This window comes from Conexibacter sp. W3-3-2 (assembly GCF_009707605.1).
Taxonomy (GTDB): domain Bacteria; phylum Actinomycetota; class Thermoleophilia; order Solirubrobacterales; family Solirubrobacteraceae; genus Paraconexibacter; species Paraconexibacter algicola.
Window position 1 is genome coordinate 36,885 of sequence record NZ_WLYW01000004.1, and the last position, 18,993, is coordinate 55,877.

The 18,993-nt window shown below is 70.4% G+C and carries 26 protein-coding genes and 1 pseudogene; 7 read left to right on the forward strand and 20 right to left on the reverse strand.

Annotated features, from left to right (window positions below; all coding sequences use genetic code 11):
• The first annotated feature begins 193 nt into the window (after window positions 1-193).
• Window positions 194-457 carry a DUF2283 domain-containing protein gene (locus tag GKE82_RS25935; RefSeq protein ID WP_196189479.1) on the forward strand — a complete coding sequence of 88 codons (264 nt, stop codon included), beginning with the start codon at window positions 194-196 and terminating at the stop codon, window positions 455-457.
• A gap of 188 nt (window positions 458-645) precedes the next feature.
• Here GKE82_RS25935 and GKE82_RS25940 read toward each other — a convergent pair whose 3' ends face one another.
• Entirely contained in the window at window positions 646-1,440 is a 795-nt protein-coding gene (locus GKE82_RS25940; RefSeq protein WP_154735788.1) for a hypothetical protein, read from the reverse strand.
• A 12-nt stretch (window positions 1,441-1,452) separates the two neighbouring features.
• Window positions 1,453-1,845 carry a hypothetical protein gene (locus GKE82_RS25945; protein WP_154735789.1) on the reverse strand — a complete coding sequence of 131 codons (393 nt, stop codon included), beginning with the start codon at window positions 1,843-1,845 and terminating at the stop codon, window positions 1,453-1,455.
• 201 nt (window positions 1,846-2,046) lie between these two features.
• Here GKE82_RS25945 and GKE82_RS25950 point away from each other — a divergent pair, with 201 nt between their 5' ends.
• Entirely contained in the window at window positions 2,047-2,592 is a 546-nt protein-coding gene (locus tag GKE82_RS25950; protein ID WP_309233848.1) for a hypothetical protein, read from the forward strand.
• A 79-nt stretch (window positions 2,593-2,671) separates the two neighbouring features.
• Here the strand turns inward: GKE82_RS25950 and GKE82_RS25955 are convergent, their stop codons facing one another.
• The 5 genes from GKE82_RS25955 to GKE82_RS29475 form a co-directional block, all read right to left on the reverse strand.
• The gene (locus GKE82_RS25955; protein ID WP_154735791.1) at window positions 2,672-3,373 is read right to left on the reverse strand and encodes a hypothetical protein; all 702 of its coding nucleotides are present in this window, start codon (window positions 3,371-3,373) and stop codon (window positions 2,672-2,674) included.
• A 210-nt stretch (window positions 3,374-3,583) separates the two neighbouring features.
• Complete coding sequence (locus GKE82_RS25960; RefSeq protein WP_154735792.1) at window positions 3,584-3,847, reverse strand: hypothetical protein; 264 nt, start codon at window positions 3,845-3,847, stop codon at window positions 3,584-3,586.
• Between the two features lie 196 nt (window positions 3,848-4,043).
• The gene (locus tag GKE82_RS25965; RefSeq protein WP_154735793.1) at window positions 4,044-4,352 is read right to left on the reverse strand and encodes a hypothetical protein; all 309 of its coding nucleotides are present in this window, start codon (window positions 4,350-4,352) and stop codon (window positions 4,044-4,046) included.
• 29 nt (window positions 4,353-4,381) lie between these two features.
• On the reverse strand, window positions 4,382-5,365 hold the full coding sequence (locus tag GKE82_RS25970; RefSeq protein ID WP_154735794.1) for a hypothetical protein: 984 nt from the start codon (window positions 5,363-5,365) through the stop codon (window positions 4,382-4,384).
• An 8-nt stretch (window positions 5,366-5,373) separates the two neighbouring features.
• Complete coding sequence (locus tag GKE82_RS29475) at window positions 5,374-5,721, reverse strand: hypothetical protein (RefSeq protein WP_230317286.1); 348 nt, start codon at window positions 5,719-5,721, stop codon at window positions 5,374-5,376.
• 27 nt (window positions 5,722-5,748) lie between these two features.
• On the opposite strand from GKE82_RS29475, the gene GKE82_RS25975 reads away from it, so the two are divergent.
• Window positions 5,749-6,213: a sigma-70 family RNA polymerase sigma factor gene (locus GKE82_RS25975; RefSeq protein WP_230317294.1), complete on the forward strand. Its 465-nt coding sequence runs from the start codon at window positions 5,749-5,751 to the stop codon at window positions 6,211-6,213.
• 112 nt (window positions 6,214-6,325) lie between these two features.
• Window positions 6,326-6,574, forward strand: a complete 249-nt coding sequence (locus GKE82_RS25980; RefSeq protein ID WP_154735796.1) for a hypothetical protein — start codon at window positions 6,326-6,328, stop codon at window positions 6,572-6,574.
• A 133-nt stretch (window positions 6,575-6,707) separates the two neighbouring features.
• On the opposite strand, the gene GKE82_RS25985 is transcribed toward GKE82_RS25980, so the two are convergent.
• The 6 genes and pseudogenes from GKE82_RS25985 to GKE82_RS31825 all read right to left on the reverse strand — a co-directional run.
• Window positions 6,708-8,117 carry a serine protease gene (locus GKE82_RS25985; protein WP_196189480.1) on the reverse strand — a complete coding sequence of 470 codons (1,410 nt, stop codon included), beginning with the start codon at window positions 8,115-8,117 and terminating at the stop codon, window positions 6,708-6,710.
• A gap of 413 nt (window positions 8,118-8,530) precedes the next feature.
• The gene (locus GKE82_RS25990) at window positions 8,531-8,722 is read right to left on the reverse strand and encodes a hypothetical protein (RefSeq protein ID WP_154735798.1); all 192 of its coding nucleotides are present in this window, start codon (window positions 8,720-8,722) and stop codon (window positions 8,531-8,533) included.
• A gap of 1 nt (window position 8,723) precedes the next feature.
• Window positions 8,724-9,596, reverse strand: coding sequence for a hypothetical protein (locus GKE82_RS25995; protein ID WP_154735799.1), 873 nt, complete (start codon window positions 9,594-9,596; stop codon window positions 8,724-8,726).
• A gap of 256 nt (window positions 9,597-9,852) precedes the next feature.
• The gene (locus GKE82_RS26000) at window positions 9,853-11,043 is read right to left on the reverse strand and encodes a sensor histidine kinase (RefSeq protein WP_154735800.1); all 1,191 of its coding nucleotides are present in this window, start codon (window positions 11,041-11,043) and stop codon (window positions 9,853-9,855) included.
• 37 nt (window positions 11,044-11,080) lie between these two features.
• On the reverse strand, window positions 11,081-11,419 hold the full coding sequence (locus tag GKE82_RS29480) for a response regulator transcription factor (protein ID WP_230317287.1): 339 nt from the start codon (window positions 11,417-11,419) through the stop codon (window positions 11,081-11,083).
• Window positions 11,420-11,525: 106 nt separating this feature from the next.
• Window positions 11,526-11,789, reverse strand: a pseudogene (locus GKE82_RS31825) (response regulator transcription factor); the annotation flags it as partial.
• Between the two features lie 229 nt (window positions 11,790-12,018).
• On the opposite strand from GKE82_RS31825, the gene GKE82_RS26010 reads away from it, so the two are divergent.
• A complete protein-coding gene (locus GKE82_RS26010; protein ID WP_154735801.1) occupies window positions 12,019-12,690 on the forward strand; it encodes a hypothetical protein in 672 nt (223 codons plus the stop codon).
• A 70-nt stretch (window positions 12,691-12,760) separates the two neighbouring features.
• Here GKE82_RS26010 and GKE82_RS26015 read toward each other — a convergent pair whose 3' ends face one another.
• Window positions 12,761-13,105, reverse strand: a complete 345-nt coding sequence (locus tag GKE82_RS26015; RefSeq protein WP_196189481.1) for an STAS domain-containing protein — start codon at window positions 13,103-13,105, stop codon at window positions 12,761-12,763.
• 197 nt (window positions 13,106-13,302) lie between these two features.
• Here GKE82_RS26015 and GKE82_RS26020 point away from each other — a divergent pair, with 197 nt between their 5' ends.
• A complete protein-coding gene (locus tag GKE82_RS26020) occupies window positions 13,303-13,653 on the forward strand; it encodes a hypothetical protein (protein ID WP_154735803.1) in 351 nt (116 codons plus the stop codon).
• Between the two features lie 131 nt (window positions 13,654-13,784).
• On the opposite strand, the gene GKE82_RS26025 is transcribed toward GKE82_RS26020, so the two are convergent.
• The 6 genes from GKE82_RS26025 to GKE82_RS30455 form a co-directional block, all read right to left on the reverse strand.
• Window positions 13,785-14,159, reverse strand: a complete 375-nt coding sequence (locus tag GKE82_RS26025; RefSeq protein WP_154735804.1) for a hypothetical protein — start codon at window positions 14,157-14,159, stop codon at window positions 13,785-13,787.
• 1,322 nt (window positions 14,160-15,481) lie between these two features.
• A complete protein-coding gene (locus GKE82_RS26030) occupies window positions 15,482-15,760 on the reverse strand; it encodes a hypothetical protein (protein WP_154735805.1) in 279 nt (92 codons plus the stop codon).
• A gap of 142 nt (window positions 15,761-15,902) precedes the next feature.
• Complete coding sequence (locus GKE82_RS26035; protein ID WP_154735806.1) at window positions 15,903-16,139, reverse strand: hypothetical protein; 237 nt, start codon at window positions 16,137-16,139, stop codon at window positions 15,903-15,905.
• Window positions 16,136-16,510, reverse strand: a complete 375-nt coding sequence (locus GKE82_RS26040) for a hypothetical protein (RefSeq protein WP_154735807.1) — start codon at window positions 16,508-16,510, stop codon at window positions 16,136-16,138. Before GKE82_RS26040 ends, GKE82_RS26035 begins: the two co-directional genes overlap by 4 nt.
• A 6-nt stretch (window positions 16,511-16,516) precedes the next feature.
• The gene (locus GKE82_RS26045; protein ID WP_154735808.1) at window positions 16,517-16,753 is read right to left on the reverse strand and encodes a hypothetical protein; all 237 of its coding nucleotides are present in this window, start codon (window positions 16,751-16,753) and stop codon (window positions 16,517-16,519) included.
• Between the two features lie 57 nt (window positions 16,754-16,810).
• Window positions 16,811-17,842, reverse strand: coding sequence for an ArdC-like ssDNA-binding domain-containing protein (locus tag GKE82_RS30455; protein WP_154735809.1), 1,032 nt, complete (start codon window positions 17,840-17,842; stop codon window positions 16,811-16,813).
• Window positions 17,843-18,341: 499 nt separating this feature from the next.
• Between GKE82_RS30455 and GKE82_RS26055 the strand changes: the two genes are divergently transcribed.
• Entirely contained in the window at window positions 18,342-18,719 is a 378-nt protein-coding gene (locus tag GKE82_RS26055) for a hypothetical protein (RefSeq protein WP_154735810.1), read from the forward strand.
• The last annotated feature ends 274 nt before the right edge of the window (window positions 18,720-18,993 follow it).

An 18,993-nucleotide genomic window follows, 5' to 3' on the forward strand; every position in this document is an offset into this window, starting at 1 on the left:
CTCCCTCGCGGCTTGGCGGCAGCCGAAAGCAATACAAAGTCCATGCAATGACCGTTATCAGGACCCGATACAAGACCCATACGAGGACCGATGAATGTCTAGAGGAGGCTGGGGTGCTGGGTTGAGGCTTTCGTGTTTGCCGACGGTTGCGCGTCTGGAAGATTGTGGTGCACATTCCGACCAAGGGAAGATCATGGCCTCCAACATCACCGTCAATGAGCGTGGTGACAGCGTCTACGTGACCGTCGTCCCTGACGCAATCCGCGATCGCGCCGAAGCGCCGGCGCCCTTCGTCTACGTCGACTACGACGCCGAGGGCCGCGTCGTGGGGTTCAGCGCCGAAGGCCCCGCCGTGCACGCCGCCATCGACATCTTCAACGACTGGCTTCGCGGGGACCGCAGCGAGCCGCTGGACCACCAACTGCCGCGCTGGCCACAACTCGTCCCCTCCGCCTGAGGAACAGCCGATGCCCGACACCTCACCAAAGAAGCCCGCTGACCGGACCGCCGAGGACGTCGCTCTCGACGAGGACCTCGACACCGCGACCAGCCCGGCGGACATCGCCCAGGACACCTTCAGCGCGACACGCATCGCGCAGATGCGCATGGACCGCGTCGCGCGCCTCGAGCGCGCTGCCTCATCGTCTACCCCTGCTCGGCCACCCCGGCGGCGCGCGGCCGCACGTCAGGCGGGATGAGCCAGTGACTCTGCGCCTGCGAGACCCGTAGCGCGGTCACGCGGCCGCCGCAGCTGGGCACACCCTCTGGCTCACCAAGCGTGCCGTCGGTCAAGCGGTCCATGTCAATCGACAGCCGCACGATGAACAGCGCCCAATCCAGGCCGTCCTGGATAGTCAGCGGCGTGTTGGGGATGAACGCCAACCCGTCCAGCCCCGCCGCCGCTTTCGCCGACAGCGCGATGCCCTGACGGTCCATCGCCGCCCGGTCAAAGCCCTCCAGAAGCCGCCGCACATACTGCGTGTTGCCTCGAAACAGAAAGCCCGGCTCATCGGTCGTGAGTTCCGCGGCGGCGGCGGCATTGGGCAGCCCGGGGACGACGACCTCCCGAACCTGCCCGACGCCCCGCCCGTCATAGCCCGCAACCAAGAACCCGACCTGCTTCAGGCCCAGGCCTGAACGCTTGGCCTCGGCCGCGATCGCGTCCTCAGCGAACTCGCGCAGATCACCGGCTACATCGTCCGCGAGCGTCCCCGCCTCCGACGAGCGCCGCGCCACGAAACTCCGCACCAGCCCCGAGATCGTGGAATGCCCGATCAGCGCCGACCCGTACGTCGCGATCCCCACCCCCGGATAGGGCGCAAACACCTTCTGCGCCTCGTCGGTCCTGATCCTGTGACGCCGCCCGCCGCGCAGCGTCGCTCGCCCGTCCCCGGCCAACACGATCCCGTCAGGAGCAACGGCAACGGCAACGATCGTCACAACCGCACTCCTCTAGTTCGCCGGCGTCGTCTCGGTCGTCACCTTCGCATCGCCAGCCGCCGCCTCGATCGCGGCCTTCACCGCGCTGGCAGCCGCATCAACCGGAAGCTTCAGCACCGCCGTCGTCAGACGCTCCAACGCCGTCTCCGGCTCATCCTTGGCCTCGACCTTCACCGACCCATCCTTGGCCACCACCAGAAAGTACCCGTACGCCAGATCGCGACTGCGGTTGATCTGCACCGGGTCCTTCGTCAGATCGATCACCGTACCGCCCTCAATCTCACGCCACAGCCGCACCAGGAAGTTCCCCAGCAACGCCGCCCCACCGAACACCACAGCCGCAGTCAGCGGATCCAGATGCTCCAGCGTCTCCTCGAACTCGACACCCTCCACCTGCTCCTGCACAATTCCTGCCGAAGCTCGCGGGATATCACTCCCAATCTCAAGCCGCATCTCTTCTCCCTCTCTCAGATCTCAGCGCCAACCCGAACCTACCTCAGGACCCGGGTCGCGACGCAAAGCTTCCGACATCCACAGCGACTCACACCAACACTTCGTCGCAAGCGAACTAGGAGGGGCCTTGACGACGTAAGGGAGACTTCCTACGTGGCGCGAACGTGGCTTTCGATCCGTGTTGAACTCGTTGAGGGCCGGGGGCGCTCGTTCTGGCCTCGGCCCGGGCGCGATCTGGCGGCGTCGCGCTCGCACACATTCGCGCAGCTGGCCGAGGCGATCGATACCGCGTTCTCGCGCTGGGACCGATCTCACCTGACCATGTTCGAGCTGGGCGACGGCTCGCGGCTGGTCGGCCCGATCCCATGGGAGGATCCGAGTGAGCAGATGTGTCCGGCCGGCGAGGTCAAGCTCAGCCGGCTCGCGGCGGCGGAGCAGTTCGTCTACACCTTCGATATGGGCGATGACTGGACGCATCTGCTGACCGTCGCCGAGCACCGCGTCGACCCGCTCGAGAAGCTCGGGATCGTGCCCGCGGTCCCGCTCGCCTACTGGGGCTGGGGCGAGCTTCCCGACCAGTACGGCAGGCGCACCGCCCAGGACGACGGCGAACGCCCGCTCACGCCCGATCCCCGACGCAGCGACCTGCCTGCGCTCAGGCCATGGTGGGGCGAGGGCGCAAAGCACTACTCCGACTGACCTCGCCGCTTCCGACCGGCCGGTCGGCGGTCCATCGTCTGCGACGCATCCCCGCACCCGAAACTGAGTGCTGTGCGCCTCATGCTCGCTCGAGATGGGCGAGCTCGTTGCGCGCGTGCTGAGCTAGCGTCCGGGCTTCGTCGGCGCGGAGGCCGGACGTTGTTGCGGCAATGCGGTCGTAGGTGCGGACCTTCGCCTGCGCCAGGAGCACGCGAGCGTCCTCTTCGGTGACGCCGTCGGGGAGCTGTCGGTCGACGAGCCGCTTCGCCAGGTCGGTGACGAGCGCGATGCCGGAGATCCCGGGATGGGTGTCGTTGATCGCGTGGATCCCGGCGCTGACGGGCGCCTCGTCGCGTTTGGGGTCGGTGCGCTCGCGGTGCCGCGCGCTCCAGGCGTCGAGCCGGCGGAGGGTGCGCTTGGGGTCTTCGAGTCCGTCGGGGCAGGCCCACCAGCCCGGCGAGCCAGCCGAGCCCTCGCGCCCCGGGAAGATGATGCGCTCGCGGACCTCCTCGACGCCGGAGGCGAACCGGGCGTGGGCGGACTGTTTGGTGACGTCGCCGAGCTGCTGGCCGACGTCCTGCCAGCTGACGCCCGCTTCGCGCGCCGCGGTGACGGCGAGCAGCTGGATCTCCTCGGCCTGCTGCACGAGCTGGTGTGCGAGCTCGACGAGCTCGCGCGTGTCGTCCGGGTGGACGGTGACGAGCGAGCGTGCGCGGTCGCTGAGGTCCTGTGCGGCCGCGGCGACGGCGAGGCGGGCCTGGGCGTGCATGGAGAGGTCCATGCGGTGAGTGTAGTCTTGACCCCTGACAACCGTCCAATTACGTTGTCACACGTTGTTGGTCAGTTGTTGATTGACGTAATCATCATTATCGGGCGTGGCTCGAGACCGCTGCCGGAACGAGACAGGGACCCCGCAGAGCGAGGTCCCTGTCTTGCTTGTGTCCGCGAGGGCTGGCTATCGTACGCTCGCGCGATGTCGCCCATGCGACAGTCACATCTGAGCGATGCCCGAGGCCGCGTAGGACCCGTTGGGCTGCAACGTGTATGTCATGTTGGTCGCCGAGTTGTAGACGGTCTGCGGTCGCGTGAAGTCGGTGACGGGTTGACGCGTCCCGGCATCCCACGCCTTGCTGATGGTCCACGCGCCGCCGTTGTAAACCATCGTCGCCACAACGCCAGCGGCTACCGCCGCGACGAACGGCGCCACGGCGCGCGCGCCCTCGCGCTCGACGTACTCGACCTCGACGACTTCCATCTCTGTCCCTTCTTCAGGGGTATACGGCTCGGCACCCTCGGGGTACGGGCTTCCGTTGCTGGGCGGGTCGATCGGCATTGGTGCCCCCGGGAACGCGACTGGTCAGGTAGGCCGCACTCTGGCGCGATGAGGCCCAGCTTGCAAGGCCTCGCTGCCAAGATTCGGACGACGCAGGACGGCGCTCAGGGGCCGCTCGTTACGCGCTTTGGTCGTGGGTGATCACGATCGTTGTCCCGGCGCCTGCATCGAGGGTGTACTGCAGCGTGCGGTCGTCCAGCTCGATCTCGTCGTACGTGGTGCCGTCTAGCGGGATGCTGATCGTGCCCCCGTCGTCCGGGTAGCTGATCGTCACCGAGGAGCTCGATGCCGTGATCGCGGCATCGGTCCCGGCGATCGTCACGGTGACGCCGTCGCCGGTCGACGTGACGATCGTCGACTCGCCGATCTTCTCCAGACCTTGGCTCTTGAGGCGAGCCGCGAACTCACTTTGAGGGTACTCAGGCATCGGCCCACCTTAACTCTTGGGGGTTCTGCTCAGGGTCGGCGGGCGATCGTGATGGGTGCGGTGGTGCCGTCGGTGCCGAAGGGTGCGTGGGCGAAGACGATCTCGTGCTGGGTGAGCCGGACGGTCGCTCGCGAGGGGACGGCGTAGCGGATCCGGCGTCGGGATGGGAGTTGCAGCCCGTAGCCTGCGCGGGGGCCGGAGGTGCTGCTGGCGGTCCAGACGGCGAGGGTGTCGTCGAGCGCGAGGAACGGCTGGTCGGCCAGACCGCCGTAGCGGGGGCTGAGGGTGATTGCGGGTGCTCCGCGGCGTCGCAGCACAGTGTTGACGGTCGGGTTGTCGGTGCTGCGTGTCGCGATGACGCGAGTACTGCACGCCAGGGCCTCGGCGTTGGGGGTCTCGGGCATCAAGGCCCGTAGCGTGGCGCAGCGTGGCTTGAGTGTGTCGCTGTCGAGGTCGCGGCCGGGTCCGAGGTCGTCGACGGTCTTGCCGGTTCGGCGGTTACGGTAGACGGCGATGCACGTGAGGGCCTCGCCCGGCTCCCCGTTCACGCATCGTCTGATAGCCAGCCACCTTGTGCCGAGCGCGTCGACGACGGTTCGGGTGTTGGTCGTCGGCCGTGATCGGACCTTCCGGCTGCGCAGGTCGATGAGCAGCGCAGTGCGCTGGATGCCGTCGCGGTAGCAGCCCACCAGCGCGGTGCGATCATCGCCATCCAGTGCCACGCAGCCGCGGCGGCCGAGTCGGATGTCGAACACGCGCATGGTCTGCGTGTCACGCACGCGCAGACGGGTTGTCGCGGCTGCCGGGATGTACGCGATGTAGCGGCGGCCGTGGCCGACGACGCCGCGGGCGAACTGGGTACGTCCGAGCTCCTCGTAGCCGCCGGCCTTCGCGGTGTCGACGCGGACCGGGGTGATGATCTGGGGGCTGGCGGCGGCGGGCGCGGCGAGGATGCCGCTGCCCACCATGACGCACGCTGCGCTGAGCAGGCGCTTCTTCGGGGTGAGGATCATAGTGTTGGTCAGAAGTGGTACTTGAGGTACTGGATGGCCGGGGCTCCGAGCGTGAACCGTTCGGCGTCGCGCTTGGACTTCACCGCAAAGCGGTTCCACATCCAGAACCCGCTGACCTGGCCTTCGAAGCGGCGGACTGCTGAGGCGATCCGGGTCTTCTGTGCCGTGGTGCCACCGGGGCTTCCGAGCTCGGTGAAGTAGAACGGCTTGCCGGTGCGGCGCTTGGCCTCGTCGATGTCCTTTGCGATGCGGTCGAAGTTGTAGTCGTTGTCGGAGATCCCGGGGAAGTAGTCGATGCCCAGGAAGTCCAGGCTGCTTGCCCAGTCCCGAACATCGCCGGGGAGATCCGCCGGCACTTCCGTGACAAGGCGCCGACGATCCGGCTGCCTCGCGACATCCAGGAGCGCGCCGCGCTCCTGCAGACCGAGACCGAGCGGCTCACCGTCCGGTTGCAGCGCTCCCCGTCGGTGCCCGAGCTCGCGCGGGCTTGCGAGCTGACCGTCGAGGAGATTCTGGACGTGATGGCTGGTGAGCGCGCGCGGGCGGTCGGGTCGCTGGACGCCCCGGTCCTGCAGGACACCGCGACGCTGCACGAGCTCCACGGCGACCGTGACGGCGGGTATGCGCTGGCCGAGCACCGCGCCACCCTGGACGCCGCGCTCGGCGTCGTCGGGCCGCGTGAGCGCGAGATCCTGCGGCTGCGCTTCGAGGAGGACCTCACGCAGTCGCAGATCGCCGAGCGCGTCGGCCTCAGCCAGATGCACGTCTCACGCCTGCTGCGCCAGACCCTCGAGACCCTCCGCACTACATGCGACCACCCCACCCCACTCCCTCTCACGGCCAGCTGAACGCGCAACGCGTGTCTCATGATGCCCAGGTTGTTGGCGCATCAACGGCGGCTGCAGTACGGTGACCTGGCGCACGGGCAGGGTGTGAGGGTTTCGACGAACGGGGGTTGTCATGGACGGGCTGGATCTTGTCGTGCGGGAGTTGCAGGTCCGTGATGGGCGGCAGGTGACCTGCCGGCAGCTCGCCGCCCAGCTTGGCCTGGAGGAGCGGCGGGTGCGGGTGCTGCTGGGCGAGGCCCGCCGCCTCGGGCACGCGGCGGCTATGGGGTCAAGCCCGTCGGGCGCGACGCTCTACGTCGCCGCCCACACCCCTCCCCCACCCGCGCACGCCGCGACCCAGGATTTCGCCGCGGCCGGGTAGCCGCGCGTAGAGTGCGCTGGACCGCTGCGTGCCACCTCTCTCACGCGCGGACCGGAGCTCTCACACCGGCGTCCCCGATCCCACCTTGCGTCGGGGACGCCCGCTCCGGCCATGAGCGCCCCGGTGACCGTGTTCAGGCGCGGCGGTGCGCGACGGCCCGAAGGGCGGCGCGTCGTGCGCGCTTGCGTTTGGCTGCCGCCTTGCGCTTGGCGGCCTTGAGAGCTTTGCGGCTGGCCTTGAGTTGCTTGCGTAGCTTGGCGGCCTGCGCGCGCGCGGCCTTGAGCTTGGCCTGCAGCGCAGCGGTGTCCTGCTGCTGGGCCTGCAGACCGGCGACCTGGGCCTGCAGCGTGGAGAGCTGCGAGGTGACAGCCGCGAGCTGGTAGCTCAGCAGCACGCTTTGACCCTCGGCCCCGAGCGGCATCTCCGGCGTCCCGCTCGTGGCGATCGGGCCGAGCAGGTCGCTCTCGGCATACAGGTCGGCGTTGGGGTAGGCGGCGTGCTGGACGCAGGCGATCAGCAGCCCGGTGTCCGCGACGGTGAGCGTGTAGGTGGCGCTGGTGGCGTCGGGGATCGCCGTGGGATAGGGCAGCGGGGAGTTGACGTCGACCGTGTACCAGAACGTGTCCGTGCTCTGCGGCGGTGCGGAGAACGTGGCCGGCCCGCAGCTCAGGGTCTCCCCGACTACCGGGTTGCCGGTGATGGTGGGCGGGCTGGTGATGGTGGGTGCGATCGGCGGGTTGGGAGCGGTCGCGTAGGCGCGCAGCGCTGGGGCCGCGAGACGGGTGTAGACGCCGGGGAATCCGGGCTGCGCGCAGCCCTCGCCCCAGGACACCACGCCGACCAGGCGGTAGTCCGCCGGGTTGGCCGGGTCCGGGCTCGCGACGGTCGGGGCGATGATCGGGCCGCCGGAGTCCCCGTAGCAGGAGTCCCGGCCCGGGCTCGAGGCGCAGAACATGTCTGTGGTGCGGAAGGAGGAGCCGTAGGCGTCGGTGCAGGCGCTGTCGCTGAGCCGGTCCACCGTGGTGAAGCGCAGCGTGTCGGCGGTGTAGACGGCCCCGAACGGGCCGGGATCGTGCAGCGCCCCCCACCCCGAGACCGACAGCGTCTTGCCCACAGCCCACAGGCTGTCGTCGCTGCCGCCCTGCGCACCGGTGATCGCGATCGGCTTGGCGTTGGGGACCGGCCCGCTCAGCAGCAGCAGCGCGAGGTCGTTGCGCGGAACTCCGGCGTAGGCGTCGGCGTCGGGGTTGACCGAGATCGCCGAGACCGTCGCTGCGGTGCCCACGGTCTGGTCCGAGAGGGTCGGGCGGTTGGCCACGACCGCGATGTCTGCCGGGGCGGTGTCGGTGACGCAGTGGGCGGCGGTTAGGACGCGGGTTGGGCTGATCAGCGTCCCGCCGCAGAACTGGCCCTCGACCGGGGCCGCTGCATCGACGAGCGCGACCTGCCATGGGAACCCGCCGGCCGGCACCTCCGACCCACCGACGATCCGCGGCGCGGCCTGCGCCGACGCACCCACCGCCAGCACGCTGACGACGGTCATGAGGATGGTGGCCGCAACGCGGCGTGAAAGCTTCACAGAAACCAGATCTCCTGCAGTTCGAAAGTGCCGACACGCCTCAACCGACGGAGCCCGGGCGCCGCCCTGAAGCATCGCGGTTCGTCTGCTGAATTTCTGTCCGTCAGGCGGCCCGATCGACGTCAGCCGATCGCCCGACACCCACCACCCAGAACTGGGGATGCGCACTGCACCGGGTTTGGTCTTGTGGCGCTGGCCGGGGGGCTGAAGATGACGTCAGCGTGGAGAGCCGTCTCTGCGCTTCGCTGGCCGGACGGTCCGGAACTCGACACGGGGGCCGTTGTGCGGCAGGTGGTGCGGAAGCTCTGGAGCACGCGGTGGGAACGGCGGAAGCCCGCAGAGTGTGTGCGGGCTTCCGGGACGTCGTTGATGCCAGGTCAGGCGCCGGTGCGGTGCCTGACGAGGTGCTGGACGCCGGTCGCGGCCAGCCCCCCGGCGAGCAGTGCCGCGACGAGCGCAACTGCGAGCTGCGCGGCGTTATCGAGGTCCAGCAGCATGGCGAGGACTCCGAAGACGACCATCGCGGTGACCGCTGAGGTCAGCGCGCGGGAGAGCAGTGCGGAGGGCATGTCAGCGATTGTGGCAGTCCTTGCTGCTGCGTCCGAACCAGCCGGACCACAGCTGGGCGTAGGGGGCCTGGTAGTACAGGCACTGGCCGTTGGCGCGGGCGTCGCGGGCGGAGTTGATGAAGTTGTAGGCGCGAGCGGCGATGATGCCCTTGCAGGCGGCCTTCAGCGCGAAGTTGGGGATCAGGCTGCAGGCCTCGGAGATCGCTGCGGCGGTGCCGGCGGCACCGACGGCCAGGGACGCGACGCGGTTGGTGACGTCCTTGGAGAAGGTCGCCTTGATGGTCAGCCAGCCGGGATCGAGGTCGACGCTGGGGTCGGCGACGACGGGGTAGCTCACGCCCGCGGTGCGGTGCTCGACGATCTGCACGACGTCGGTGCCGTCGATCTCGTAGCGGGTGGCGATCTCGCGGCCCTCGGCGTCCCGCGCCCACGGTGCGGGCAGCAGCGCGGCGGTCGCGCCGTTCTCATCGAGGACGGCGATCGAGCCGTCGGCCTGCTGCTGCAGCGCCGCAGCGGCGCCGCCGAGCGCGAAGCGGTAGGTGGTCGGCGCGTCGGGTGAGATGATGTGGATGAGCGCGCGGGCGCCGGCGATCGTCGGCTGCACGGCGATCTGGTTGTCGGCGTGGTCGCCGTCGTAGATGGTGGTGGACCCTGCCGGGGTGCCGGCACCGTCGGCCGGAAGGCCGAGCGTGATCTGCGGCGTGGCGAGCGAGACCGGCCCGTCGGCGGCCCCGGGGGTGATCTGCACGTCGGCGCTCCCGTCAGACGGGGCGTCGATGCCGCTCGGCGCGACCGAGCCGGCCAGGCCCTGTTCGGCCAGCGCCTGGTCCAGGTCGCTGACCACAGCGCTGGTCGGCCCGTCGGCCAGCGCCATCGAGGGGGCGAGGGAGAGGGCAGCGGTCGCAGAGAGTGCGAGCGCGGCTGACGCAGCGACACTGGCCAGCACGTGAGGGGCACGGCGCATGGGGAAAGGTCCTCCCGGTCGGGTGAGAGGGGCCGGTGCCCGTCTCGTAGTGAGAGAGATCGTGACCGCCGAAATACGCCTTGTCTGTCTGTCGAGCGACCACATTTGCGTCAGCCGTCCGCCCGACGCGCACCACCCAGTTCTGGGGATGCGCCCCCGTCGTTGCCTAGCTCATCGGCGCGGACCGGCGTCGTTCGAGCACAGCGGCGGACGAGGGTGCGACCGATTCGGCGTGCGCGTGGTCGGCGGTACGTCGGATCGGCAGCGCGATCCTGACCGTCGTCCCGTCGGTGCCAGTGTCGATCTCGAGGGTTCCGGCGAACGCATGGAGGCGTTCGGCCATGGCGGCGAGGCCGAGATGACCTTGCTCGCGAGCCTGGGTGAGCCGGCCGGGCGGGATCCCGTGGCCATCGTCGCTGACCGTGAGGGTGAGGCGATCCTCGGTCTGCTGGACGGTCGCGGAGATCCGGGTGGCGTGTGCGTGCCGAGCGGCGTTGGTGAGCAGCTCGCGGGCGATCTGGAAGAGCAGGTCGTCGTAGAGCTTGCTCGTCGCGGTCACCTCGATGTCGATCTCGGCGTCGGTGGTGGCGCGGACCCGGGCCGCGAGATCGCGAAGGGCCGGCGCGAGACCGAAGAGGTCGAGCTGGTGGGGGTGCAGCTCAAAGAGCGCGTCGCGGAGCTCGGCGACGGTCCTCTTGATCGAGCTGCGGGCGTCGTCGAACCCGGACAGATCGCCGCGTTTGGCCTGGCGCAGGCGCAGGTCGGCGGAGAGCAGGTTCTGGACCGGCCCGTCATGCAGCGCGTACGCGAGGCGGCGTCGCTCGCGCTGCTGGGCGCCGACCGCGTCAGCGATCAGCCGCTGACGGCGCGCCTCGTGCTCGGCAACCTGCCGGCGGCGGGCCTGCAAGATCCTGGCGAACAGCACGGCCATCGCGCCGGTCCACGCGAGATACAGGCCGTGCACGATCGTCTGCTCGGTCGCATCCGCCGGCAGCTGACGATCCACCGGGACCAGCGCGGCGGTCAGGTACACCAGCACCGCGCCCAGCGCCCACCACGCGGTCGCCCGTGGGGCCTGGGTCATCGCGGCCCACAGCGGCACGATGTACAGCGCGCGACGGATCTGGGAGAACGCACCGCCGGAGAGCGCCTCAAGCAGCATCAAAAACGACAGGTCCGCCACCGCGGTGAAGTGCCCCAGCCGGACCGGCTCGCGGCCGGCCATGACCACGACCAGCACCGCGACCGCGTAGATCGCCGCCGCAGCGTAGACCCACCAGAACCCTGGGCTCAGCAGATCACGGTCGACCAGCAGCTCGCCGATCGCGATCACCGGCATCAACGACACGCGCAGCACCGCCAGCGCGCGGCGCGGCTCGTCGTTCACGCCACGCTCACTCGATCAACCCGCGCCGCAGCGCCTCAGCGACCGCCGCCGTGGCGCCGGAGACCCCGAGCTTCTCGTACACCCGTGCCTGGTAGGTCTTCACCGTCCCGGTCCCGAGATGCATCGCCTTGGCGATCTCCGCCGACCCCAACCCCTGCGCCAACGCCCGGAGCACCTCGAGCTCGCGCGCCGATGGAACCAGAGCAGGCTCCTCGCGCTGCTGTAGACGGGCCTGGCGGACGTGCTGGAAGACCTCGTGCTGCAGATCCGGGGCCACCACCGTACGGCCCGAGGCGAGCGCCAGGACCGCGTCGCAGAGATCGTCCTCCTCGGCGTCCTTGCTCAAGAAGCCAGCCGCACCGGCCTGCAGCGCCTCGTGAACCAGCTCCCCCCTGCCCGTAGGCGGAGAGCAGCAGCACCGGCACCGCCACGGACTGCTCGGCCAGCTGGCGGACGACCTGGACCCCGTCCAGCGACGGCATCCGCACATCGAGCACCGCGACATCCGGCTGCAGCTCCACGATCAGCTCCAGCGCCTGGCCGCCGTCCGCGGCGCGGGCGACGACCTGCAGCTGCTCGTGCCCCGCGATCGTCCGCGCCAGGGCGTCGCGAAAGAGCGGATGGTCGTCCGCGACCAGCACATCGACCAGCGCCCCTTCCCGCACCTCTCGGTGTCTACCACAACGCTCCACGGCCACGGTCCACATCCCACACATCCTGAACCCTCAACCACCCGCTGAACATCGCCACTTCTGGGTCCCCAATGTCCTCCAGACGACCGACACGACATCGCGAAACCGGACCGACGGATGCACCGAAGATGCAGGTTCGAGCCATGAGTCCGCGCAAACCCGACCGCGCACATTGCCCGCACCGCAAGCTGAGTCAACGTGCGCCGGATGGTGGTCTGGTCCAGATCGCTGGTAGGTGGGTAGGAAGCGTGTGGTGACCCCGGCAAGCCCCGACAACCAGAGCATCTATGCGCGGGACGCGCTACGTGAAGGCCTCGCGCTGCTCGTGGCGACTTTCGCGCACCTCGCCACGCTCGACGAGCTCGAGGCCCGGCTGTTCGCACAGACCGACGCTCGCCTGCTGCAAACAGCCGGACCGAACGCTCGATGGTTGAGCGCTCTGGCCCAGGAGGCCGACGCTCGACGCGCGCTCATCCGCGACCGGCTCGCCCAGACGCGCCTGGCGATCACCCCGATCGGCCCCGCACTCGAGGAGTTCCTCGCCGCCCTCCCGGCGCCCGGCCCCCGGGCTCCTGCGCCGCAGCGGCGGATCGCCCAGCCGCCCTCGATCGACGCTCTCGGCACGGACGCCGACGACATACTCGCCGCCATCACCAAGCTCGGCGCCTGGCACCGGCGCGCCGCCGAGGACCTCCTACGCGACCTCCGTCGTGCCATCACGCTGCTCACCGGAGCCCCCTGGCCCGCCAGCGCACCCGCAGCGCTCGCCGCGTCCGCCGTCGCCAGCCTCCGCGCACAGCTCGAGTCGCACCCCGCACCATCCCCGAACGGAACCAAGACGCTCGGCGCCCTCGCGCCCCACACGGCGCCCCCGATCCACACAACCGCTCCCCCCCAACCTAAGCAGGGCGCCTGCGGTCGCTGAGATTGCCGCGCGCGCTCGGACTCGCGACCGTCGCCGGACGGAGCGGTCCGGGAGCACCAGGCCCTCGCCACTACGCGCCGCAGCCACCGTCACCGCCGCAGCTGTGCGCTGAGGTGCAGCGGCGGCCCTGGATCTCGAAGCTGTCGCGCAGTCCGGTGAGGTCAAGCACCCGGCCGACCGGCGGGGAGATGCAACACACGACCAGCCGGCTGACGGCGCGCCGCAGCCCAAGCAGGCACAGCACTCCGGTGGAGTCGATGAACTCGACCTCGCCGAGGTGCAGCAGCACGCAAGCATCGGGCTCCATGCCGCTTACGGCAGCTACAAACGGCTTCTGCGCAGCGAGGTCCAGCTCGCCGACGCAGCGCAGCTCGCGCACGTCGTCGGCGCGCACCGCGGCCTCGATCGCGAACACCGCGTCCTCGCGATGCCGTGCGCGCCGCGGTGGCCAGCGTCTCTCGGGCCCTTCGCCGCCCTGCCCGCCCCCGAGAGTCATCTCGATCACCCAACGCCGACCGGCTGGGAAACTTGCTCCGGACCCGTCAGGTCTTGGGCGACGGCTGCCGTTGGCGCCCCACCGCTCCGGCGTACACGGTTGTACATTTCTGCGGGATGGCTCCGGCTGCCGAACGCTCCGTCGTCTACGAGGGCCGGTATCTGCGAACGGCCGCCGGCCGTGAGCGCGCACAGGTCAGCTGCACCACCCAGCGCGCTGACGGCGGTTCGAGCCACGTCGTGCTCGCCTCCGGGCCCAGAGCCCTGCTGGACTGGGACACCACTCCCGACTGGGCCACCGTCGCCGCCGTCATCCTGCACCACTGGCTCGGAGCCCCCCCCAGCCAGGACGACCTCCAGACGTTTCTCAACCAGATCGCCACAGACTGGCAGCCCGGACACCCATGGACCGTCGCCGACCAGCAGCTCCAGGCCGCCGGGCTCACCCCACTCCCCGCCAACCCCTGACCAGACACGACCGGCACCTCTCCTTCCCGCGCTCAGCCCACCGCGCGCGACGCCCCGCCTCATGAGCTATTGGAGGCCGCGCTCACCCCCAGGGCGCTCGCCGCAGTCGCCCGGTCCTAGCCGTTGGCGGGTCAGCGTGCGAGGAGGGCGCGGAGCTTCGGGAGGGACTGAACGATGGCGGGCTCGCCGTCTATGCCGCACTGCTTGACCAGCTCCTGCACCCCCCTGTCGGGTGGCCAGGACTCGGCCGCCGCCACGACCCCCAGAAGCTCCACCGCACCTGTCGCAACGCCAGCGTCGACAATGACGCCGCCATCGAAGGCCCTTACGGCGGCGTCGCTCAGGCGCAGCGCGTAGATCTCCCCCGTCTCCTTGAGCCACGTGACGCGGTGATTGGCGCCGTCGGCCACCTCACGCCAATACAAGCCGTGATCCCACTCCTCGGCATCACGCCGCTGCGGACGCGCAGCGTAGAACGTCTCCAGATCATCATCGTAGGTCGACATGCGACAAGTCTGCCCAACGCCACGGCCATGACGCCCCTGGCCCACCCCTGCCGCGCGGGTCAGAGCTACACCAGATCGCGCTCGACCGTGAGGACGCGCCGCGCGTAGCAGGCAGGCCAGGGTCGGCGGCCGGACATCCGCAGCCTGCCGGGCGGCCGCGCCCGCTGTTCCGGCCGAAGACGCGCACCGGTGACCGCGAGCCAAAGCTTGACCGTGCGCAGCGTGGGAACGCGGCGCTGACGCGGTGCGCGAGCTGCTGCACTTGGTCGGTGTTGAGCGGGCCGGGGCGTCGGGCGAGTTTTGCGGCGGCGCGGGTGCTGGCGACGGGGACGCCGTCGACGGTGATGTTGGTGGAGAGCAGCGGGAGGCCCTCGCCGTCGACGATGCAGAGCATGCCGCGCACGTCGATGTCAGCGCCGACGGCGCGGCGGACGTGCTGGAGCTGGCGGTGCACGCCGTCGATCAGGGTGGTGCGATCGCCGGGGCCAACCGGGTGAGCAGCAGGCCGCAACGGCAGGTCACGGTCGGTGCCGTGGAGTGCCGTCGCCGGCACCCTGGGCACGCGGCGGTGAGCTGGATCCCACCCTCGCGGGGGGCTCCGAAGGGGCCGCGGGGCGTCCGTCGGTCTCGCCGCGCCGGGGGTCGCGCATTACGTAGTCGATGAGGCGGCCGCGGTCGGTGGCGGTGAGACCGCCCAGCGACCACCCGGTGGTGACCGGGATGGGCCCGTTGACCATCGTGAGTCTGGGCCAGCCGAAACGCTCCGTGTCGGGGCTGATGGCGTACGGCGGTGGCTGTGGGGACACGTGGTGTCCTCCTCTCCCCCACACGCTCGGGTGTGGGCTGTGCGGGCCGGCTCAGGTGCCGGTCCTGGTGCCGTCGATCCGCACGCCTTAGCGTGCCATCGTCGACGGGGCCAGGACCGGAACCCGAGCCCCTCCCTCCGCGTCAGGTCGAGCTTCAGCAGGTCGCGCAGACGCAGCTCGACCGCTTCCAGCGCCAGCGGTAGCACGTCGAGCAGGGCGAGCATCCGGCGGTTGCGCTCGAGATCCAGACCGCGATCGTGCGCCGCCCGGGCCGCCCACCGCGCGGCGGCCCGCTCGTAGCGCGGGTCGTGTTGGTCGGCCATCAGCAGCAGGATCTTCAGCGCGTCCAGGAGGTCGACGCGTGGGAGGTCGCGGGCGGCCGCGTCGACGATCGTGAGGTTCTTGGTCAGCAGCGCCCGGCGCAGTCGGGCGTATGCGTGACCGTGATCTCCCATCGACCCTCCCCACCGTACACGAACACACGTTCGCTATCGGTGGGTGGGGTCAGCAGCGTGGTCAGGGGTTGGTGAGCAGATCGCGGGCGAGCTGGTGTGCGGGGATGTACCGCTCGGCGTCGGGGCGCGGGAGGGCCATGAGGCCTTCGATGAAGATCAGGTGCGTGCGGATCTCGGCGAGCGTCATGCCCTCGGTGGTGGTGTCGCGCAGGAGCATGAGTAGCCCGCGGCCGATCACGGCCTGGGCCTCGGTCAGCAGCGGGTCTCGCCCCATCGAGACCTGGTCGGTGTCGGCGTCGTTGTTCTGACGCTGGTCGGTGGTGTTGTGGTGTGCGGTCATGGGTCGCTCGTCGCGGCGGTCGGGTCGAACGCACGCGCCCCGTCACCGGCCGCAGGCCCGTGGGGTGACGGGGTGTGGCGGATTGAGCCAGCCGCCGGGATGGTGCGCCCGGGACGCGCACCACAACTCCCCTCTCCCGCGTCTACCGGCGGCGGCGCCGCGCCTGGGCGGAGCGGCGGCGCTCCGCCAAGCGGGGACCTGGCGTGCTATCGATCTGGTCAAGTGCGCGCTCGGCTTGGTCGAGCGCCTCCAGGAGCTCCACGCGCACGTCCTCGGCGGTCTGCCCGTCTTGGAGGAGGTCGGGGGCGTCGACGGCCATCAGGTAGATCGTGGCGACGCGCGTGAGGTCGCGCAGCGCCTGGTCGCGATCGACGGTCACGACGCCGGGCCTGCCGCGTGCAGCCGGCGGTGCGCGAGCTGGTAGACGCTGGGCGTGGTGCCGGTGGGGTGGCGGATGCCGTAGGCCAGGACGCGTAGGCCGAAGGGGCGTTCGGGGTGGGCGACGACGACGGCGACGAGCCCCCACTTGTTCTCGCCCTCGGGCACGTAGACCTTCAGGCAGTTCGGCAGCCTGGTGCCGTCGCGGCCCTCGGGGTCGCAGCGACGCAGGCGGCTGACGGGGATGCCGCCGTGCTGTTCTACGAGGCGCAGCAGCCGGCCGAGCTCGACGGCGGCAGTAGAGGGCAGCCGCTCGAGGTCAGCGGTCATCTGCGCCTGGTCCAGGCGCAGGGGGACGAAAGTGTCGGCCATCGCGGGTCAGCCTTCGTCGTCGGTAGGGAGATCGCGCAGGAACGCGGGGATCTCCTCACCGGTCAGCTGGCGCTCGCCGTGACGCTCAAGGATGCCCTTGAGCGAGAGGTCCGGACGGATGACGAGCGCGCCGTCGGGGCGCTCCTCCTCGAGCACGTACCGACCCTCGAGGTCGCCGTGCAGCGTCAAGATGTTCGTCTGCGGATCGAGCACTACGGTCGAGTGTCGCACCTGGTCGGACATGGCGCTACTCCTTCCCGCCGAGCCCGCAGGCCCGGCGATCGTCGTTCGGTTTCGGGGCTACGCGGCGGCGCGCTGGTCGTGCTGGGCCTGGATGCGGGTCGCCCGCAGCGGCCCGCCCTCGCGGGCGACGAAGCCGCGAGGGCCGGCTGGATCCATGCGGTCGACGGCCTGCGCGTCAGGGCTGGTGGGCGCCGGCTGCCCCTCGGGCGTCTCGGGCGTGTGCAGGGCCTCCTCGATCCGGCCGGCGAGCCGGTCGGTGAGGGAGGCGATCAGCGCCCACGCCTCGGGGCCGGTCTGCTCGGCGTAGGCGGCGAGGTAGGGGATCGAGTTGGCCGAGCTGTCGAACCCCAGGCCGCTGGCGACGATGTAGGCGACGGACTCGGCGACGAGCTCCTCGCGGGCGTAGGTGAGCGGCGGGTCGCCCTCCTGCTTGTCCTCGCGCACGAGCGCGTGCGCGAGCTCGTGGACGAGTGCGACCACCTGCTGGTTGACTGAGAGTCCGTCGCGGACCTGGATGGCCTTGGCGTCCGGGGTGTACCGGCCGTCGCCGGGGATGCGGTCGGTCACCTCGACGGTGACGCCGATCGCGGCCGCGATCGCGGTCAGCGGAATCCAGGCCTCAGCGAGGTCCTCGCCCTCGAGGTCGGCGATCGGCGGATCGAGCGGCGCCGGCACCGCGGGGGCGGGGAGCGGGTCGACCTGCTCGCGCGCGAAGACCGGACCGAGCTTGAAGCGCACACGCGGCTTCTCCTTCGGGTCGGCGCCAGCCTCGCGCCACGCCTCGATCTGCTTCTTGCTCGGCGGGACCGGCTGCCAGATATACAAGGCGGTCTCGCCCTTGCGCACCGAGTACCCCAGCGTCCGCCACCGCCGGAACCCGGCCACCCGCGTGGCGTCACTGCGTTGCAGGGCGATGAGCAACTGGTTGTTCAGGGAATAGCGCCTGAATGCGGCGCGTGTGCGCAGAAAGGCCTTCCATCCGTCGCTGCTGGCCAGCCGGTCGACGGCGTCCTGAGCGAGCTTGCGGTCGCGCTCGCGCCGGGCGGCGCGCTCCTCGTCGGTCAGCGGCTTGCGGTTGTTCTTGGCCATGGGGCTTCGTCCCCTTTCTGGGGCTTGTGGCTCGCCCGGGTGGCGGGCCGATCCCCGACCGACAGCACGGCGCAGCCGTGCCATCCTCGGAAGGGGTCGACCCGCCGCACGGGCCAGCCCGCTACCTCCTCTCCTCCCCCACGCCTGTCTCCTCGAGGTCCTCGTTGACGTCGGCGACTCGGCCGGTCCAGACGCCCGTCTCAGGCTGCGCGTCTGTGACGTTCACGCCCTCACCGGTCGCCAGCCCGGCGAGGTCGGCATCGGGGCGGTAGGCACGTCTCGCCGACTGAGCCGGATTGGCTGTCAAGCGCGTGTACGCGCCACGAATCCGTCCAGCATTTGTCGTCACTTCACGAACTGAAGTGTGAGAAATCGCCTTCCTAGAGCCGTTTTCTGGCCGGGCGGCCGGAGAGCGTTTGGGAGAATATGTGTGCCCCGGGGCTCAATTCACCACTGACGCAACCCCGCCGTGAGCGGGTTGCGAGAAGGAGCCAGACGCATGACCCAGCAGGATCAGCAGGACCCCTCCCCCGCCCGGCCCGTGGGCCCGTCGCGGCCGCGGCGTGGGAAGCAGGCGCAGGTCGAGCAGGCGTTCGCGGAGATCTCCGCCGCGGAGCTTCGGGTCGCTCGCCGGCGGGCGAAGATCAAGCGCGAGCGAGAAGGCCTGGCGGCCGACCTGCGCGCGTTGGACCTCGCGATCGCGCGGAGCGTCTCGAAGGACCCGGCGGCGGTGGACTGGTACCGCCACCCCGGCGTCCTGCACGACGCGCAGGCGATCGGCGCGGCCAACCTCCGCGGGCCCGCGGCGTTGGACGCGGTGATGCGTCGCGTCGGCGAGCAGCTGCGCGAGAAGGCCGCCGCGGCGAAGGGGCGGTGACGGTCAGCGGCCCGGGGAGCAAAGGGGGGAATCGCCCGGGCCGCATGGCCGTCTCGGGCGCACGCGCCCACTCAAGCCGCGCATGCCCTCACGCTTGGTGTTCCCTGCGGACGGCGGGGTGAACCTCGGGTGGGGCGAGCCCGGACGCTGCAAGGGGGCGCGGGGCGCCCGGGCCAGCCCTTCCCTCCCTCGGGCCGCGGCAGCGTGCCTCAGTTCTCGCGCCGCGACCTACGGGTGATGTTCCCGCCGGGGCCCCTGGCGAACCAGGAGCGAA

Coding starts and splice junctions, on each gene's coding strand:
- GKE82_RS25935 (WP_196189479.1), top strand. CDS start 194: ATGGCCTCCAACATCACCGTCAATGAGCGTGGTGACAGCGTCTACGTG.
- GKE82_RS25955 (WP_154735791.1), bottom strand. CDS start 3,373: ATGGACCTCTCCATGCACGCCCAGGCCCGCCTCGCCGTCGCCGCGGCC.
- GKE82_RS25960 (WP_154735792.1), bottom strand. CDS start 3,847: ATGGAAGTCGTCGAGGTCGAGTACGTCGAGCGCGAGGGCGCGCGCGCC.
- GKE82_RS25965 (WP_154735793.1), bottom strand. CDS start 4,352: ATGCCTGAGTACCCTCAAAGTGAGTTCGCGGCTCGCCTCAAGAGCCAA.
- GKE82_RS25970 (WP_154735794.1), bottom strand. CDS start 5,365: ATGATCCTCACCCCGAAGAAGCGCCTGCTCAGCGCAGCGTGCGTCATG.
- GKE82_RS25980 (WP_154735796.1), top strand. CDS start 6,326: ATGGACGGGCTGGATCTTGTCGTGCGGGAGTTGCAGGTCCGTGATGGG.
- GKE82_RS25985 (WP_196189480.1), bottom strand. CDS start 8,117: ATGACCGTCGTCAGCGTGCTGGCGGTGGGTGCGTCGGCGCAGGCCGCG.
- GKE82_RS25990 (WP_154735798.1), bottom strand. CDS start 8,722: ATGCCCTCCGCACTGCTCTCCCGCGCGCTGACCTCAGCGGTCACCGCG.
- GKE82_RS25995 (WP_154735799.1), bottom strand. CDS start 9,596: ATGGCGCTGGCCGACGGGCCGACCAGCGCTGTGGTCAGCGACCTGGAC.
- GKE82_RS26020 (WP_154735803.1), top strand. CDS start 13,303: ATGGCTCCGGCTGCCGAACGCTCCGTCGTCTACGAGGGCCGGTATCTG.
- GKE82_RS26025 (WP_154735804.1), bottom strand. CDS start 14,159: ATGTCGACCTACGATGATGATCTGGAGACGTTCTACGCTGCGCGTCCG.
- GKE82_RS26030 (WP_154735805.1), bottom strand. CDS start 15,760: ATGACCGCACACCACAACACCACCGACCAGCGTCAGAACAACGACGCC.
- GKE82_RS26040 (WP_154735807.1), bottom strand. CDS start 16,510: ATGGCCGACACTTTCGTCCCCCTGCGCCTGGACCAGGCGCAGATGACC.
- GKE82_RS26045 (WP_154735808.1), bottom strand. CDS start 16,753: ATGTCCGACCAGGTGCGACACTCGACCGTAGTGCTCGATCCGCAGACG.
- GKE82_RS30455 (WP_154735809.1), bottom strand. CDS start 17,842: ATGGCCAAGAACAACCGCAAGCCGCTGACCGACGAGGAGCGCGCCGCC.
- GKE82_RS26055 (WP_154735810.1), top strand. CDS start 18,342: ATGACCCAGCAGGATCAGCAGGACCCCTCCCCCGCCCGGCCCGTGGGC.